At 47.5% G+C, this 15,077-nt stretch carries 10 protein-coding genes; all 10 read left to right on the plus strand.

The window, feature by feature from the left end:
• Window positions 1-5: 5 nt before the first annotated feature.
• The 10 genes from AC2TDN_RS00730 (at window position 6) to AC2TDN_RS00775 (ending at window position 15,060) form a co-directional block, all read left to right on the plus strand.
• Window positions 6-1,364, plus strand: coding sequence for an ABC transporter substrate-binding protein (locus tag AC2TDN_RS00730; RefSeq protein ID WP_484686689.1), 1,359 nt, complete (start codon window positions 6-8; stop codon window positions 1,362-1,364).
• Window positions 1,365-1,571: 207 nt separating this feature from the next.
• The gene (locus tag AC2TDN_RS00735; RefSeq protein WP_482065186.1) at window positions 1,572-2,159 is read left to right on the plus strand and encodes a thioredoxin family protein; all 588 of its coding nucleotides are present in this window, start codon (window positions 1,572-1,574) and stop codon (window positions 2,157-2,159) included.
• A 195-nt stretch (window positions 2,160-2,354) separates the two neighbouring features.
• Window positions 2,355-3,719, plus strand: a complete 1,365-nt coding sequence (locus AC2TDN_RS00740; RefSeq protein ID WP_484686690.1) for an ABC transporter substrate-binding protein — start codon at window positions 2,355-2,357, stop codon at window positions 3,717-3,719.
• 33 nt (window positions 3,720-3,752) lie between these two features.
• A complete protein-coding gene (locus AC2TDN_RS00745; protein ID WP_484686691.1) occupies window positions 3,753-4,862 on the plus strand; it encodes an ABC transporter ATP-binding protein in 1,110 nt (369 codons plus the stop codon).
• Between the two features lie 30 nt (window positions 4,863-4,892).
• Window positions 4,893-7,880, plus strand: coding sequence for an extracellular solute-binding protein (locus tag AC2TDN_RS00750; RefSeq protein WP_484686692.1), 2,988 nt, complete (start codon window positions 4,893-4,895; stop codon window positions 7,878-7,880).
• Complete coding sequence (locus AC2TDN_RS00755; RefSeq protein ID WP_482065182.1) at window positions 7,870-8,874, plus strand: carbohydrate ABC transporter permease; 1,005 nt, start codon at window positions 7,870-7,872, stop codon at window positions 8,872-8,874. The genes AC2TDN_RS00750 and AC2TDN_RS00755 overlap by 11 nt, the downstream gene beginning before the upstream one ends.
• The gene (locus tag AC2TDN_RS00760; protein ID WP_484686693.1) at window positions 8,874-9,758 is read left to right on the plus strand and encodes a carbohydrate ABC transporter permease; all 885 of its coding nucleotides are present in this window, start codon (window positions 8,874-8,876) and stop codon (window positions 9,756-9,758) included. The genes AC2TDN_RS00755 and AC2TDN_RS00760 overlap by 1 nt, the downstream gene beginning before the upstream one ends.
• Window positions 9,759-9,776: 18 nt before the next feature.
• Entirely contained in the window at window positions 9,777-11,918 is a 2,142-nt protein-coding gene (locus AC2TDN_RS00765) for a YIP1 family protein (protein ID WP_484686694.1), read from the plus strand.
• The gene (locus tag AC2TDN_RS00770; protein WP_484686695.1) at window positions 11,915-14,197 is read left to right on the plus strand and encodes a DUF5696 domain-containing protein; all 2,283 of its coding nucleotides are present in this window, start codon (window positions 11,915-11,917) and stop codon (window positions 14,195-14,197) included. Before AC2TDN_RS00765 ends, AC2TDN_RS00770 begins: the two co-directional genes overlap by 4 nt.
• Entirely contained in the window at window positions 14,194-15,060 is an 867-nt protein-coding gene (locus AC2TDN_RS00775) for a carbohydrate ABC transporter permease (RefSeq protein ID WP_484686696.1), read from the plus strand. The genes AC2TDN_RS00770 and AC2TDN_RS00775 overlap by 4 nt, the downstream gene beginning before the upstream one ends.
• Window positions 15,061-15,077: the final 17 nt, after the last annotated feature.

The raw sequence follows: 15,077 nt of genomic DNA on the forward strand, positions 1-15,077 counted from the left end.
TTTGTATGAGGAAGAAATCTTTGATTAGTTTGATCAGTTTAGTTGCGTTAGCAGTTTTTCTTGCGGCATGCGGACAAGGCAATACCCCGAGCGCCACGAATAAGTTGAACAGCGGTTCGGCGGAAGCAGCATCCTCTCCGTCCGAAGAACCAAAGGAAACGGAAGCGCCGAAGGAAGTGGAGCTTTCTATATTTAAGTACGGCGGAGTGACATTGACGCAGACAGAGGTGGATACTTACTTTAAGCCGGTGGAGGAGAAATTTCCGCATATCAAAATCAAGCTAATCGATGTTCCGGAAGGGTCGGAAATCGAACCGCTGCTAACCCAAGGGGTTGTACCTGATATCATATTCGGCGGAGGCTACGCGGAGCTGAAGGAAAAGGATTTGATTACAGATTTAGCTCCATTAAAGGAGAAGTACGGCTACGATGAAAGTCGCTTAAAGCCTGAGGTTGTTTCCGCAATCAATCAATCGTCTGAAGGAAACCAGTTTCCATTCTCGGTTAATTTACCAGTTGTTTACGTAAATAAGGATATTTTCGATAAATTTAATGTGCCATACATTAATGAAGCGAAGACGTGGGATGAAATTCTCGATATTGCCAAGCAGCTGACGCGGACGGACAACGGCGTTAATTATATCGGCATCGACTTGGCGGCGGGAAGACTGGGCAGCGGGCTATCGCTCGATATTATTGATCCTGCGACGAATCGAGCGGCAGTGACTTCTCCCGAGTGGACGAAGGTCTATAACGTACTAAAGCGTTTATATGAAATTCCTGGATTTATTGGTCCAGATGATGACTACCGCCATATCGACAAGGATGATGTATTCTACGTTGATCAGAACATAGCCATGTATACGCATAACCTGGCACAGCTTGTCGGCCCGCTTGAGCAATTGCGGAAGGAAGGAATAACGCTGAACTGGGACTTTGCGCCGCAGCCGAACTTTGAAGAGGCGTTAGGCACCAGTATAGAAATCAATGTGCACAGATTCGCGATTACAAAAACGAGTCAGCATAAGGACGAGGCTTATCAGGTGCTTAACTATTTGCTGTCTGATGAGATCCAACGAATCATTACCCGCAATGGCCGGGTATCCGTATTAAACAACCCGGAGCTTGAGAAGGAGTATGGAGCGGATATTGAAGTGTTGAAGGGAAAGACGATAGAAAATATTTTCAAAACGAAGCCGCGCAATCTGAACGCCGAGAATCGTTATGAAGGTAAAATCTCGAAGTATTTGAACGAAGCGGCTAAGGACATCGCGGTAGGCGGCATCGATGTGAACACGGCGCTCCGTACGGCCAAGGAGAAGATCGACAAGGATCTTGAATCATTGGAGAAGACGAATAAGTAGCGTTATAACATGGCTTAGGGGCCGATCAGGTTCATAAGCGTTTTGTCGAAAATATTAAACATACTTGACAGATAGGAATAGTATGATATTATAAATGTAGCTGATCCTACCGGAAAACCGGAGACATGCCCTATCAAGGGAATGTCTCCTTTTTTTATTCCTTACACCGGTGGAACCTACATAATAGAAGAAGGGATGATAAAAATTATGGCTTTTACGTTAGCAATTGGTGAAAAGGCTCCAGATTTTAATCTACTTGCAACAGATGGGAAGCATTATGGCTTAAGCGACTTCGCAGATTCAAAAGCATTAGTTGTATTCTTTACCTGCAATCATTGTCCATTTGTAAAGGGGTCGGATGAGGTAACGCGTCAAACGGTTAATAAGTATGCGCCGCAAGGCGTGTCGTTTGTCGGCATCAGCTCGAACAGCGTTACGGCTTATCCGGAGGATTCTTATGAGAAGATGGTAGAGCGCATTGCAGAACATGGTTTCCCATGGACGTACGTGTATGACGAGAAGCAAGAAGCTGCCTTGGCATACGGTGCACTGAGAACGCCGCATTTCTTCGTATTTGATGCGGATCGCAAGCTTATCTACACGGGCCGCGCTACGGACTCTCCGAAAGACGCGGAAAAAATTACAGTTCACGATTTGGAAAATGCGCTGGAGGATTATTTGGCAGGCCGTGAAGTAGCTGTGCCTCTGACAAATCCGCTCGGCTGCAATGTGAAATGGGAAGGCAAAGACAAGCGCTGGATGCCGGAAGAAGCATGTGATCTCGTATTTAACTAGAAGTGATACAGCAGCATGAGAGGACATCCGCGGACTGAAGCGAAATATGCCTCAGTTGTGGATGTTTTTTCTGTTTATGATTAATAGGTTATTGTAGGTCGACCGTAAAAACGGAGATGTGCTTCTGTATTAGAAGTGCGTCTTCTTTTTTGTATGATTATAAATTTGAAATCAAAAAAGGATGGGTCTATGAACATGAGAAAAATAAGTTTGCTCTTTATTAGTGTGATATTGGTATTGGCTATGGTAACGGCTTGCGCATCAAATAGCGGAAACAAGCCGGAGGAATCGAACACGAATACAAGCACAAGCAATGAAACAGATGGTGCGAAGGAAAGCAGTCCCGAACCGATCACGTTGAAGGTGTTAAGAGCCGGAATTACGGTCACGGAGACAGAATTTCAAAAAATACTAGTGGAGACCACTAAGAAAAAGTATCCGCATATTACGCTTGAATGGGTAGATGCTCCCGAGGATGTTGAGTTGGAGCCGCTTATTACAGCGGGCACGGTACCAGATATTATTTTCGCAAGTACATCAGCAGTATCGACAACCTTTAAGGATTTGGATTTAGTCGAGAACCTTCAGCCTTATGTCGATAAGTATCAAACAGACCTAAGCCGCTTGAAGCCTGTAGTGCTGGACACGATTAAGAAATACTCGGAGCCTAACGAATTGGCGGCTATTCCATTTTCGGTCAATCTTCCGGTTCTCTTCTATAACAAAGACATCTTTGATAAATTCGGCGTATCGTACCCGAAGGATGACCAATCCACTTGGGATGAGATAATCGAGCTGGGCAAGCAGGTAACTAGAACGGATAACGGCGTTAACTATATCGGCATTGATTTATTCGGACCTACTAATATCTCATCCGGCCTTGACCTGTTCATTGTTGATCCGGCTGCCGGCAAAGCAGATGTAACGACACCGGGCTGGAAGAAAGTGTTCGACACCTTGCAAAAGAGCTTCGAGGTCCCAGGCTATATCGGGTCTGATGGCCGCTTTGAATATGCGAATGACGATGACATTTTTTTTAATGAGCAAAATTTGGCTATGCTGCCCTTCAATATCGCACATTTACTCGGGCCGCTTGAAGAACTGCGTCAGCAAGGCACAGAGCTGAACTGGGATTTTGCTCCATTTCCAAATTTCAGAGAAAACCTGGGCACAGGCAAAGCAGCTAACATCCACTCCTTAATCGTGACGAAATCGAGCAAGCATAAGGATGAAGCTTTCCAAGTCATCGCTAATGTGCTATCGGATGAAGGGCAGGAGCTGCTTGCACGCAACGGCCGAGTACCTACTGTAGAGGGCGAAGCGTTCGAACAACTGTACGGAGCGGATATTCCCGTGCTAAGCGGAAAGAAAATTGAAAATATATTCAAGGCGGAGCCGCGCAGCGTCATTAAGCCACATAAGTTCGAAAGCAAGGTGCGCAAGCACTTAAACGAAGCGGCCAAGAGCGTTGCTGTCAACGGTCAGGATGTGAATACAGCGCTTCGGACCGCACAGGAAGCCATTGAGAAAGATCTCGAAACGCTTGGAAAAACGCAATAGGCCATAAAACGATATTTTAGGGGAGGTGGTCTTGTGGCAGGCATCCGCATTAATCATTTGTACAAACGATATGGCAAGGATAAGCAGATTGTCGTGAATGATTTTCACCTTGAGATAAAGGACAAAGAATTTCTTGTGTTCGTCGGACCCTCCGGCTGTGGAAAATCAACAACGCTTCGCATGATTGCAGGATTGGAGGATATTAGCGAGGGAGAAATTTACATCGGCGAGCAGTTGGTAAACCATCTGCCGCCGAAAGATCGCGATATTGCGATGGTGTTTCAGAACTACGCGCTTTATCCGAACATGAGCGTTTTTGAGAATATCGCATTTGGTCTCCGTCTTCGCAAGCATCCTAGGCACGAGATTGATCAGGCGGTGCGCCGAACAGCTCGCGTATTGGAGATTGAGCCGTACTTAAACCGAAAACCGAAAGAATTATCGGGTGGACAACGGCAGCGTGTAGCACTGGGCCGAGCGATTGTTCGCAACCCTCAAGTATTTCTCATGGATGAACCGCTGTCCAATCTGGACGCCAAGCTGCGCGTGCAAATGCGCATGGAAATCATTAAGCTGCATAAAACGCTGGGAGCTACCTTTATTTATGTCACTCATGATCAAATTGAGGCGATGACGATGGCCGATCGGATAGTTGTCATGAAGGACGGCATCATTCAACAAATCGATACGCCTGAGGTCGTTTATACGACGCCAACCAATATGTTCGTAGCGAGCTTCATCGGCTCCCCGCAAATTAATTTTATTGAAGGGAAAATAACGGAGGACATTCCAGGGGTTCTTAAATTCAGAACCTCACGCTTTGAGCTTCCGATTCATCATGAGGCTGCGGCCATTCTCAGGCATCACAATAAAGTGAACAAACGAGTAACGCTTGGCATTAGACCGGAAAATATTGGACCGGAGGGTCTTTACTCGGATGCCATTATTACGGGTGAGTACAAGGTCAGCGAGCTGATGGGTGCCGACCGCTTTTTGCATTTGAATATCGGTCAAGACCGTTTGCTCGTCGTAAGGGTCCATGCCCATTATCATTGCGAGGAAAACGAGAAGATTCGGATCGTCCCGGATATGTCCAAGGCCTTGTTTTTTGATACGGACAGCGGGAAACGAATGACGGTCTAACGAGTCGTTCGGAAAGGAGCGCGCTGTTATATGGTGAGCACTATCTTACTTTCAAAAACGTTTAAATTTGCATTTCCGCTTGTAGCAGTGGGGCTGCTAATTCTTTTCTTCATAGGTTGGATGTCAGGGGACGATACTGCGGTTAAAGCGGGTCCATATCGGCCTAATCAATTAGAAAAAGCTTTCGTAGAGTGGGAAAGTTCGTCGCTTGCCGAGGCTGACCTTGAGCCCTATTATGCGAAAGTGATAAGCACTCTGCAGGAGCAGGGGGTGAAGCCTGCTGATAAGCAGGTCATCATTCATGCAGCGGCTCCTTCCGGGAGATCCGATGATAAAGTCATTCATACCGGGAGCTACGAGCAGAAGAATGATGTGTTAATTTGGAATTCAACCAATACGAATTGGATTGAGTATACGGTCGATGTCCCGCAGGATGGGCTATATGAAATTCATGCCTCCTATCATCCGCTGCTTGGCAGGGGCTTTACACGCCCCATTGTGTGGGATGTCACAGTAGACGGAAAGCGTCCTTTTCGGGAAGCCTCCTCTATTACCCTTTACCGACAGTGGAAGGATAGCGGCTTGCCGCAAAAAAACGAAGACGGTGACCAGATTCGTCCCACCTCCGTCGATATATCCACATGGTCAACGGTTCCATTCATCGACTCAGGCGCAAATTATGCTGAGCCTCTGAAGTGGCATTTCACCAAGGGTGTCCACAGTCTTCGCTTCGAAGGCTATGAGCCCGTTGCGATAAGCGAAATCTCGCTTCAGCCGCCGCAGAAGCTTTTGACCTATGAGGAGTCATTGGCCTCCTATCCGGCGAGCGAGCCGGTAGAGGCGAAGGTCATCACGCTGCAAGCTGAGCAAATGACCTCCAAAAATGATCCGTCTGTCCAAATGATGTTTGATCGCGATCAACGATCCGTCCCGCTTGCAAAGGGGAGAATTACGTACAACACCGTTGGGGGCGTAAGCTGGGACTGGCCGAATCAAGAGGTTGCGTGGACATTCGAGGCGCCGGAGAGCGGTCTGTACAAAATCGCATTGCGAACACTGCAAAGCCGCTTCTCCCAGAAAGCATCTTTTCGAACCGTTCGCATTGACGGAGAAATCCCTTTTGATGCATTTCTGACCTATAGATTCCCTTATGCCTCTACTTGGCAAGGTACGGTGCTGTCAGATGAAGAAGATAAGCCATATGCCATTTATTTAGAGAAGGGGCCGCACACCTTATCGATGGCGCTTACTCATTCCACGGTCAGTCCAATCATACGCGGCATTGAAAATTTAAGTGCATTGCTCCGAACGGTTGATCAGGATTTGCGATCACTTACAGGCGGCCAAACGGATCGCAACCGAACCTGGAAGATCGCTCGGGACTTGCCGGATCTGAGAGAACGGCTAGAAATGGCAGCAGTCAATCTGGATGTTTTGGCCGATGAAATGGCAGTGGTTAATGGCGGCAAAGACAGCACGAGCGAAGGTTTCCGTTCATCGGCCTCCGATTTGCGCGAGCTGTTGAAGACGATTGATGACATTCCCTACCATATGGATGAGATCTCGTCCATTGATGAGAAGATTAATAACTATGTTGTGAATCTTTATAAGCAGCCTCTGCAGCTTGACGAGATTTACATCGCGCCGATCGAAAAGGCTTTTCCGAAAATGACGGCGTCATTAGGTGCTAAGACGGTGGGGCAGCTTGCTAATTTCTTTTACTCATTCCATTCGAGAGAAAGCCTCAGCGATATGGATGATAAAGAGCTTAATGTATGGGTTCAGCGCGGCCGGGACTATGTGACGCAATTGCAGGAGCTGACTGATGAGTTGTTTACCCCGGCCACAGGCATAAAGGTCAAAGTTAATTTGCTGCCGAACTCTCAGCTGCTTGTCATGTCGAATGCAGCGGGACTTCAACCTGATATCGCGCTAGGCTTATCGCAGGATTTGCCGGTTGATTATGCGATCAGGGGCAGCGTAACTGATCTCACGCAATTTTCTGACTTTAACGAGATGTTTGACCGGTTTAGTCCAGGCTCTTGGCTGCCGCTTTATTATGACAAAGGTTATTATGCCGTTCCGGAGACGCAGTCGTTCCAGGTGCTGTATTACCGTAAGGATATCATGCGGGAGTTGGGGCTGGAAATTCCGCAGACGTGGCAGGATGTCTACGATATGCTTCCGGCCTTGCAGCAAAATTTTATGAACTTTTACGTAGACCCCGGAGAATTTCTTCCGTTCATTTTGCAAAATGGCGTGGAGTTTTACGATCCGGACGGCTTCACAACGGCGCTTGACTCGCCTGAAGGCTTCAAAGCTTTCAAGCAGTGGACTGATTTGTTCAATACGTATGCGCTTGAGAAGCAAGTCCCGAGCTTCTATCAGCATTTCCGCAACGGTACGATGCCGATTGGCATTTCGGATTATAACATGTATGTTCAGCTTGCCGCGGCCGCGCCGGAGCTTAACGGCAGATGGGGAATTGCCATGATTCCAGGCACCGAGCAAGCGGACGGCACAATCAGCCGCTGGGCAGGAGGCGCGCAGACGACAGGCGTTATTTTTGAAGCCTCAAACAAGAAGGAACAAGCATGGGAGTTTATGAAATGGTGGGTTTCTACCGACGTGCAGGAACGTTATGGATCTGATCTGGAGTCAATCAACGGCGTATCCTTCCGTTGGAACACATCCAATGTCGAGGCTTTCGTTCGTCTTCCGTGGAAAACCGAGGATGCAAATGTCATTTTGAAGCAGTGGAAATGGTATAAGGATAAAGTGAATCCGCCTGGCGGTTATTTCCTCGGCAGAGAGCTTAACAATGCGTGGGTTCGCGCAGTCGTTGATGGAATGAACTACCGGGCATCGCTTGAAGCGGCTATACTCGATGTCAATCGGGAGCTAAGACGAAAGCAGCAGGAATTTGGGTTTATCGACGAGACTGGCAAGTCTCTCAAGTCGCTCGAATTCCCGAAAGTAAATTCGCCATGGGAAGGAGTGGACGATTATGTCAGGTAAACTGTCCGGCAGCAGCATTGCGGTAGCGCAAAAAACGAACGCAAAAACGGTCGTGAAGGAAGCGAAGCATTCCGCTGTCAAAGCTCCTCCCAGCCTTTTGAGGGAAATATGGTCATACCGGCTAAGCTACTTATTTATTGCTCCGTTTATGCTTTGCTTTATAGCCTTCATTGCTATTCCGGTACTGGCGGCCGTCGCGCTCAGCTTCACTTATTTCAACGCGATTGAGCCGCCGCGCTTCATTGGCTGGCAAAATTTTCAGTATCTCATATCGCAGGATTTATTATTTCTGAAACACGCTTTGCCGAATACCTTTAAATTTGCGATTATCGTCGGTCCTGGCGGCTATTTTGCCGCCTTTATGCTGGCATGGCTCATCTCTCAGCTTCCTGATAAATCGCGCAAATGGTTTGCGCTGGCTATGTATACACCCTCGCTAACGATTGGTATCGCGATGTCGATTGTATGGCTTCCAATGCTGACTGGCGATAGAATCGGCTATTTAAACAGCGTGCTGCTGCGTTTAGGCATTATCGATGTGCCGAAGCTCTGGGTAACCGATCCTTCGTATCTGATGAATTCGATGATTATCGTGACGCTTTGGTCCAGTATGGGAGTAGGCTTCTTGGCGATGCTGGCGGGTATTCTTAATGTAAACCGCGATTATTACGAGGCCGCAAGAATAGACGGGATGAAAAGCCGCTTGCAGGAAATTTGGTACATTACAATTCCATCGATGAAACCGCAAATGCTGTTTGGGGCAGTGATGGCGATTGTGACCACCTTTAAGACGGGAGCGATCGGCGTAGAGCTGTCCGGTACGAACCCGACTCCTGCTTATTCCGGCCACTTAATCATTAATCATATCGACGATTTTGGGTTTATACGCTTCGAGATGGGCTACGCCGCTGCTATTTCGGTATTCCTCTTGGTGCTTATGTACGCATCCAATAAATTAAGCTGGGGCTTATTCGGCTCGAAGGAGGATGAGTGATGCTGCGCTGGCTATCGCTGCTGCGAAAGGGTTCTCGGCTGCAATCGATGGACGGCTTCCAGAAGCTGCTGACTCTGTTAATGGTCGTCATGTCCATTTTTATGCTGCTGCCAATCGCATATATTTTCAATCATGCTTTTAAGCCCTATCATGAGCTTTTCGTGTATCCGCCAACTTTTTTCGTTCAAGAACCTTCCTTGCAAAATATTAACGAGCTTCTATCGGTTACTTCGCGATCGACGGTGCCGATGATTCGTTATTTGTTCAATAGCTTGTTTATTTCGAGTATGGCGATCATCCTCGTAACGGGAGTAAGCGCGCTTTGTGCTTTTCCGATATCGAAACATAAGTTTCCCGGCGCTAAGCTCGTCTTCTCGGCGATATTGCTAACGCTAATGTTTGCGCCTGAAGTTGTGCAAATACCCCGTTATCTCGTCGTCAGCAATCTCGGTATTATGAATTCGTATCTCGGGCATCTTCTTCCGATGATGGCTATGCCGATCAGCGTGTTTCTGCTCAAGCAATTCATTGATCAAATACCCGATGCATTGCTTGAGGCAGCACGTATCGACGGAGCCAATGAATTCGTATTGTTTCTGCGTATCGTCGTGCCGGTATGCATGCCGGCTATCGCAACGGTCGCCATTCTAGCCTTCCAAAATTCATGGGGCAACGTAGAGACATCCGCGCTATTTATGCTCGATGATGAGATGAAAAGCTTTGCGTTCTTTCTATCTACCCTCACTAATAATCTGGCAAACAACGTTTCGATGCAGGGAGCTGCGGCTGTCGCATCGCTAATTATGTTTGTACCTAATTTAATCGTATTTATTTTTCTGCAGGGCAAGGTTATTACGACGATGGCGCATTCCGGCATTAAATAAGAAAGGTGGGTTAAGCTGATGCTTAAGCGGCTGTCATTTCGCTTTTTGCCGCTTATGATTGCGGCATTTGCAACACTAGTATCCATTCATCCGGAGCGTGTTCTCGCGGATGTCCCTTATCATACCTACTATAAAGACAATTACAACCAGCTGTTTGAGATGCAAGCTGCTTACACGCCGACAGGGATTATCGGCAAAGAGCTGTTCATAGCTAATCCGGCTAATCCGAGCCAAGCCGTCTTCTCGCCGTTTAATCAGCCGCAGGATTTGTTTATCGATCATAAGGATCATATTTATATTGCAGATACGGGCAACAATCGCATTGTGCATTTAGATGCTAACGGCAAGCTGATTCGCATCATAGATTCTCCGGACAGTCCGCTTAATCGTCCGCAAGGTCTATACGTAGACCAGGACGGCGATATTTACATCGCGGATACAGGCAATCACAGGGTGGTTCGATTGAATGCCGACGGCAAGCTGCTCTTCGCGTTTGACAGACCGAAGTCGAAGCTTATCCCGGAGGAGTTCAAGTTTGATCCGATAAAGCTTGTCGTGGATAAAAGGGGCTTCTTGTATATAGCGACGCTTGGCGGATACCAAGGTCTGCTGCAGCTTGACCCGAAGGGTGAATTCCAAAGCTTCTTCGGAGGCAATAAAACGAGCTATTCCCTTACGGATTCGATCAAACGTTTTTTTTATACACGCGAAATGTATGAACGGGAAATTAGCAAGCTGCCAGGATCGATTTCCAGCGCGGACAAGGACGATAGCGGTTTTATCTATACCGTAACGAAGGAAGTTCAAAAAGGCCAGTTGAAAAAGCTTAATATTGCCGGGCTTGATCAGCTTGCGGGCAAAGGTGAATTTTCGGATACGTTATCGGATGGCAGCTACGGGGAATATGTGTACCGAGGAGGGAGCACAGGCGGCCCGCAATTAAATGATTTGACCGTTGATAGCAATGGAAACATTACGGTCATTGATTCTAAGCTTAATATCGTCAGTCAATACGACGGGAACGGCAATCTGCTCTTCTTCTGGGGCGGAGTGCTCGGAGATACGTCAACAAAGCTCGGTATTGTCAAAATGCCGACAGCGATCGAAACGAATGCTGCGGGTGATTTGTTTATTCTGGACAGTGAAAATAATATTGTGCAGACCTATCGCCTCTCGGAATTCGGAGCACTCGTTCATAAAGCGAATCAACTTACGCAGGATGGCCGATATGAGGAAAGCGAGCCGTTATGGCAGGAGGTCAACCGGCTGCATGCTTATTACGCTCCCGCGATTTTAGGACTGGCGAAGGCAGCCTATAAGAAGGGGGAGTACAAACGGGCGCAGCAGCTATTCAGACAGGCAGGCTCTGCACAGGGCTATTCCGATTCTTTTTGGCAAAATCGTCTGCTCTGGTTTCAATCCCATTTTGGTTTGTTTATGAACGTACTGATCGGCGCGGCCATTCTTTTCCTGGTGGCGCGATTTGGAGCAAGAAGGCTGGGCTGGCAGGTTCGCAAGAAGATAAGCAGCAGGGCTGCAAATCCGTTGATTGAACAGCTGAAGCATGTTTTTTATGTGATGAGGCACCCCATTGACGGCTTTCATGCTATTAGATACGAGCAAAAGGGCGGTCCCCTTAGCAGCTTCATTATACTCACACTTGCTCTTGCGTCCTACGCGGTCATGCAGGCGGGTACGAGCTTTATATTTAATCCTTCTATTATAGTAGAGCTTCAAATTATTACAGTTCTCATACAGTTCATTGTTATATGGCTTGGCTTTGTCATATGCAATTATTTGGTAAGCTCCTTAAATCAGGGAGAGGGCCGCTTTCGGGACGTCGTTTATGGAAGCGTGTATGCCCTTTTTCCGTTCCTCCTAATTGGAGTGCCTTTAACCCTTTTATCTAATGTGCTGACGCTCAGTGAGCAATCGATATTTACGTTTCTTGAATATGGCTTGTACGGTTGGGTCGCTTTGCTTATATTCTGGAAGGTACAGGGTATTCAAAATTACAGCGTCGGGGAAACGATCATTAATTTGCTGCTGTCTGTTCTGACGATGCTTATATGCGCGGTTTTGTTATTTATCGTGTTCAGCTTAACGACGGAGCTTATTAACTTTATTTATTCGGTTTATCAGGAGGTGACGATCCGATGAAACGCAATACGATCGTTTTCCTATCGGCTTCGGGCATAATTGCGCTGCTGCTTATCGGATTGTTGGTGCTTCAGTCATATACACGGACGTCCATAGACTCGGAGGAGCAGGGAGGAGCTGTCGCTTCAATTGGTTCACCTGGCATTTCGGAAGGGGCGGTAAAAACTTCGCAGCCTGTAGAACCGGGTCTTCCGGTTGAAGAAGGCTTCAGCAAAGCATCAGAATCCGACCGTTTTGTACTGTGGGTAGATCAGAGAACCGCACATTTCAAGCTGGAGAGCAAACAGACAGGAAAGCTATGGCGCTCCTATCCGAATCCGGAATATTGGGAGTCAGAGACGACGAGCGGGACGTGGAAGAGCAGCTTGATGTCACCGATTATGCTTGAATATATAGATGCGTCCAACTCCAAATCACAGTCGAAGCTGACCAATTGGATGGAGGAGAAGGGCGTTCTCGAAAATTTTCAAACGGTGAAGGACGGTTTTCGGGTTACCTTCCACTTTGAACGTTCAAAATTTAAAATTCCAGTTGAGGTTAAACTCGAGGGCGATTATGTGGAAACGAAGGTCATTGACAGCGAGATTGAAGAAGGCGACCTTAGCTTATTGAATCTGAAGCTGTATCTATTGTTCGGCGCTGAGCCTTCGCGCGGCCAGGACGGTTACCTGCTGGTGCCTGATGGCGCGGGAGCATTGATAAGGTTCGATGAGAACCGTACAAATGACAAATCGACCTACCGCGAAAATGTGTACGGCGCTGACATCGCATTTTATAACGAGCAAACAAACCGACAGGAAATCAAAATGCCGATCTTCGGATTGAAGTCTGGTGAACAGTCATTTTTGGGTGTCATGACCGATGGAGAGGAATATGCGAAGCTGTTCGCCGCTCCTGCCGGAGCATTGGGACAATCCAACTGGATAACCCCGGAGTGGCAGTATAGGATCAAGTTTTTCCAAAGCACGAACAAGCAAGGAAATGAAGGCTTCTATACCTATAGTAAGAACCGATTCGAAGCGCCGTCACGGTCAACAAGGTATTATCCGCTTGAAGGAGATAAGACCGACTATACGGCGATGGCGGCGGTGTATCGAAACTATTTAATAGAAGAAAACGGCTTGGAGCGGCTAAAAGCGTCAACTTCCGGCATTCCGCTTTATGTCGATATTATTGGCGCCGATTTGAAGCAAGGGTTGCTGTGGGATGACTACATTAAGGGGACGACAACCAAGCAGGCGGAGGTCATGGTGAAGGATCTCCGCGATGCAGGAATAGCCAATCTATCAGTCATATATGCCGGGTGGCAAAAATGGGGGTACAGTTCCTACGGAGGATTGTTCCCGGTGGATAAGCGGCTTGGCGGAAACGACGGGATGAAGTCCTTTATTAAAGCAGCGCACGAGCTGAATGCTTCCGTATATTTGACGGCCAATTACTCATTGAACAGCAGCGGACGCGGCGGCTTCTGGGCGCTTAATGACGGTCTGCGAAATTTAGCGGGCACGCTGCAGGAGCAGCATAACCGTATAAATGGCGATGCCATCACGCTCACTAGCCCGCTTTTTGGCATTCAGGAGGCAAAGTCTGATTTAGACGATTATAAATCACTTGGCGCGGATGGCCTTCTCTTTACGGGCGGTATCGGCAGCGTATTGAATACTGACTTCAACAGCCGCCACCAAGCGAGCAGGGCCGAGGTATTATCGGGCCAGCAAGTACTGATTGAGCTTGTGAAAACGGAGCTTGGCGGCGCCGGCATAGAAAACGCCAGCTTCTATTCACTTACTGGGGTTAACCATATCCATCGGATCGCAGATGATTATTCCTATGATATTTTCGTGGATGAAGCGGTCCCGTTTTCTCAAATCGTTTTGCATGGGCTCGTTACTTATTCTTCGGAGTGGGCGAATCTGAGTGATGAGTATAATACCGACTTCTTGCGCAGCATCGAGCTCGGCGCTTATCCCTCCTATGTATTCACCGCTGCTTCTTATGGGAAATTCAAGCAGGCATATTCCGTTTGGTACTACAGCATGAACTATCGGGATTGGAAGGAATCTGCCGCAGAGCAATATCAGCGAATGAATGAAGCACTTGGCGACGTTCAGGATCGCTTTATTATCGGTCATAGAACAATTGCTTCGGGCGTTAAAGAGACGGTTTATGAAGGCGGCAAAACGATCATTGTTAATTACAACGCAGAGCCGTACACAGACGGAAGCATTCGAGTTGAGGGGAAAAGCTTTATCTTGAAGACGGGAGGCGGGGCGCGATGACTAAAAAAAGAAATGTGAATTCGGCAGCGCTCCGCAAGCTGGAAGGCTCGTTGTTCATAGCGCCATGGGTAATCGGATTTCTGGCATTTGTTGCTTTTCCACTCGGTTATTCGCTTTATATGAGCTTTCATCAGGTGCGCATTACGATAACAGGGGTTAATACAACGCCGGTTGGCTTGCAGTACTACCGTGAAATTTTATTCGCGGACGGCGGATTGCTTTATGATGACCTGTTTCCTTTTTTGAGGGAAGCGCTCATTATGATACCGATTATTATCGTATTTTCACTGCTCGTTGCGATTATGCTTAACTTGAAGTTTTATGGCCGCACGTTGTTTCGGGTTATTTTTTTCCTGCCTGTTATTTTCTCATCGGGTCAAATTATTACCGAGTTCATTGCGCAGGGCGAAGGCGAGCTGTCGATCATCGAAGGCCTGCGTGTCGACACCTCTCTGGCAGATTATATTCCAGCTGCATGGGCCACCCCGATCGAGAATGTGATTGGTTCCTTTGTGCTTGTCCTTTGGTACTCCGGGGTTCAAATCTTAATTTTCCTTGCTGGACGCCAGACAATTTCGGGATCGGTCTATGAGGCTGCCCGTATTGACGGAGCTGGTCCTTGGAGCACATTTTGGAAAATTACGCTGCCAGGCCTCATCCCGTTTATTTTCTTAAACGTCATTTATACGATTGTGGATTTATTCACCTTCCCATCCAACCCGATTATCAGTAAGGTAACGACGGAGAACTACGGCGTGTCAAGCGCGTTAGCGTGGATTTACTTCATGATTGTACTTTTATTCATCGGGATAGCGATGTTGATTTTCAGCAGAGTAAATAAATCGTTGGCGATCAAGCGCTAACCGGAAAGAGGTGCCTC

It is taken from the genome of Paenibacillus sp. Y660, assembly GCF_057221575.1.

Excerpts from the sequence above, each read along its gene's own strand:
- AC2TDN_RS00730 (WP_484686689.1), top strand. The coding sequence starts at position 6 with ATGAGGAAGAAATCTTTGATTAGTTTGATCAGTTTAGTTGCGTTAGCA.
- AC2TDN_RS00735 (WP_482065186.1), top strand. The coding sequence starts at position 1,572 with ATGGCTTTTACGTTAGCAATTGGTGAAAAGGCTCCAGATTTTAATCTA.
- AC2TDN_RS00740 (WP_484686690.1), top strand. The coding sequence starts at position 2,355 with ATGAGAAAAATAAGTTTGCTCTTTATTAGTGTGATATTGGTATTGGCT.
- AC2TDN_RS00750 (WP_484686692.1), top strand. The coding sequence starts at position 4,893 with ATGGTGAGCACTATCTTACTTTCAAAAACGTTTAAATTTGCATTTCCG.
- AC2TDN_RS00755 (WP_482065182.1), top strand. The coding sequence starts at position 7,870 with ATGTCAGGTAAACTGTCCGGCAGCAGCATTGCGGTAGCGCAAAAAACG.
- AC2TDN_RS00760 (WP_484686693.1), top strand. The coding sequence starts at position 8,874 with ATGCTGCGCTGGCTATCGCTGCTGCGAAAGGGTTCTCGGCTGCAATCG.
- AC2TDN_RS00765 (WP_484686694.1), top strand. The coding sequence starts at position 9,777 with ATGCTTAAGCGGCTGTCATTTCGCTTTTTGCCGCTTATGATTGCGGCA.
- AC2TDN_RS00770 (WP_484686695.1), top strand. The coding sequence starts at position 11,915 with ATGAAACGCAATACGATCGTTTTCCTATCGGCTTCGGGCATAATTGCG.
- AC2TDN_RS00775 (WP_484686696.1), top strand. The coding sequence starts at position 14,194 with ATGACTAAAAAAAGAAATGTGAATTCGGCAGCGCTCCGCAAGCTGGAA.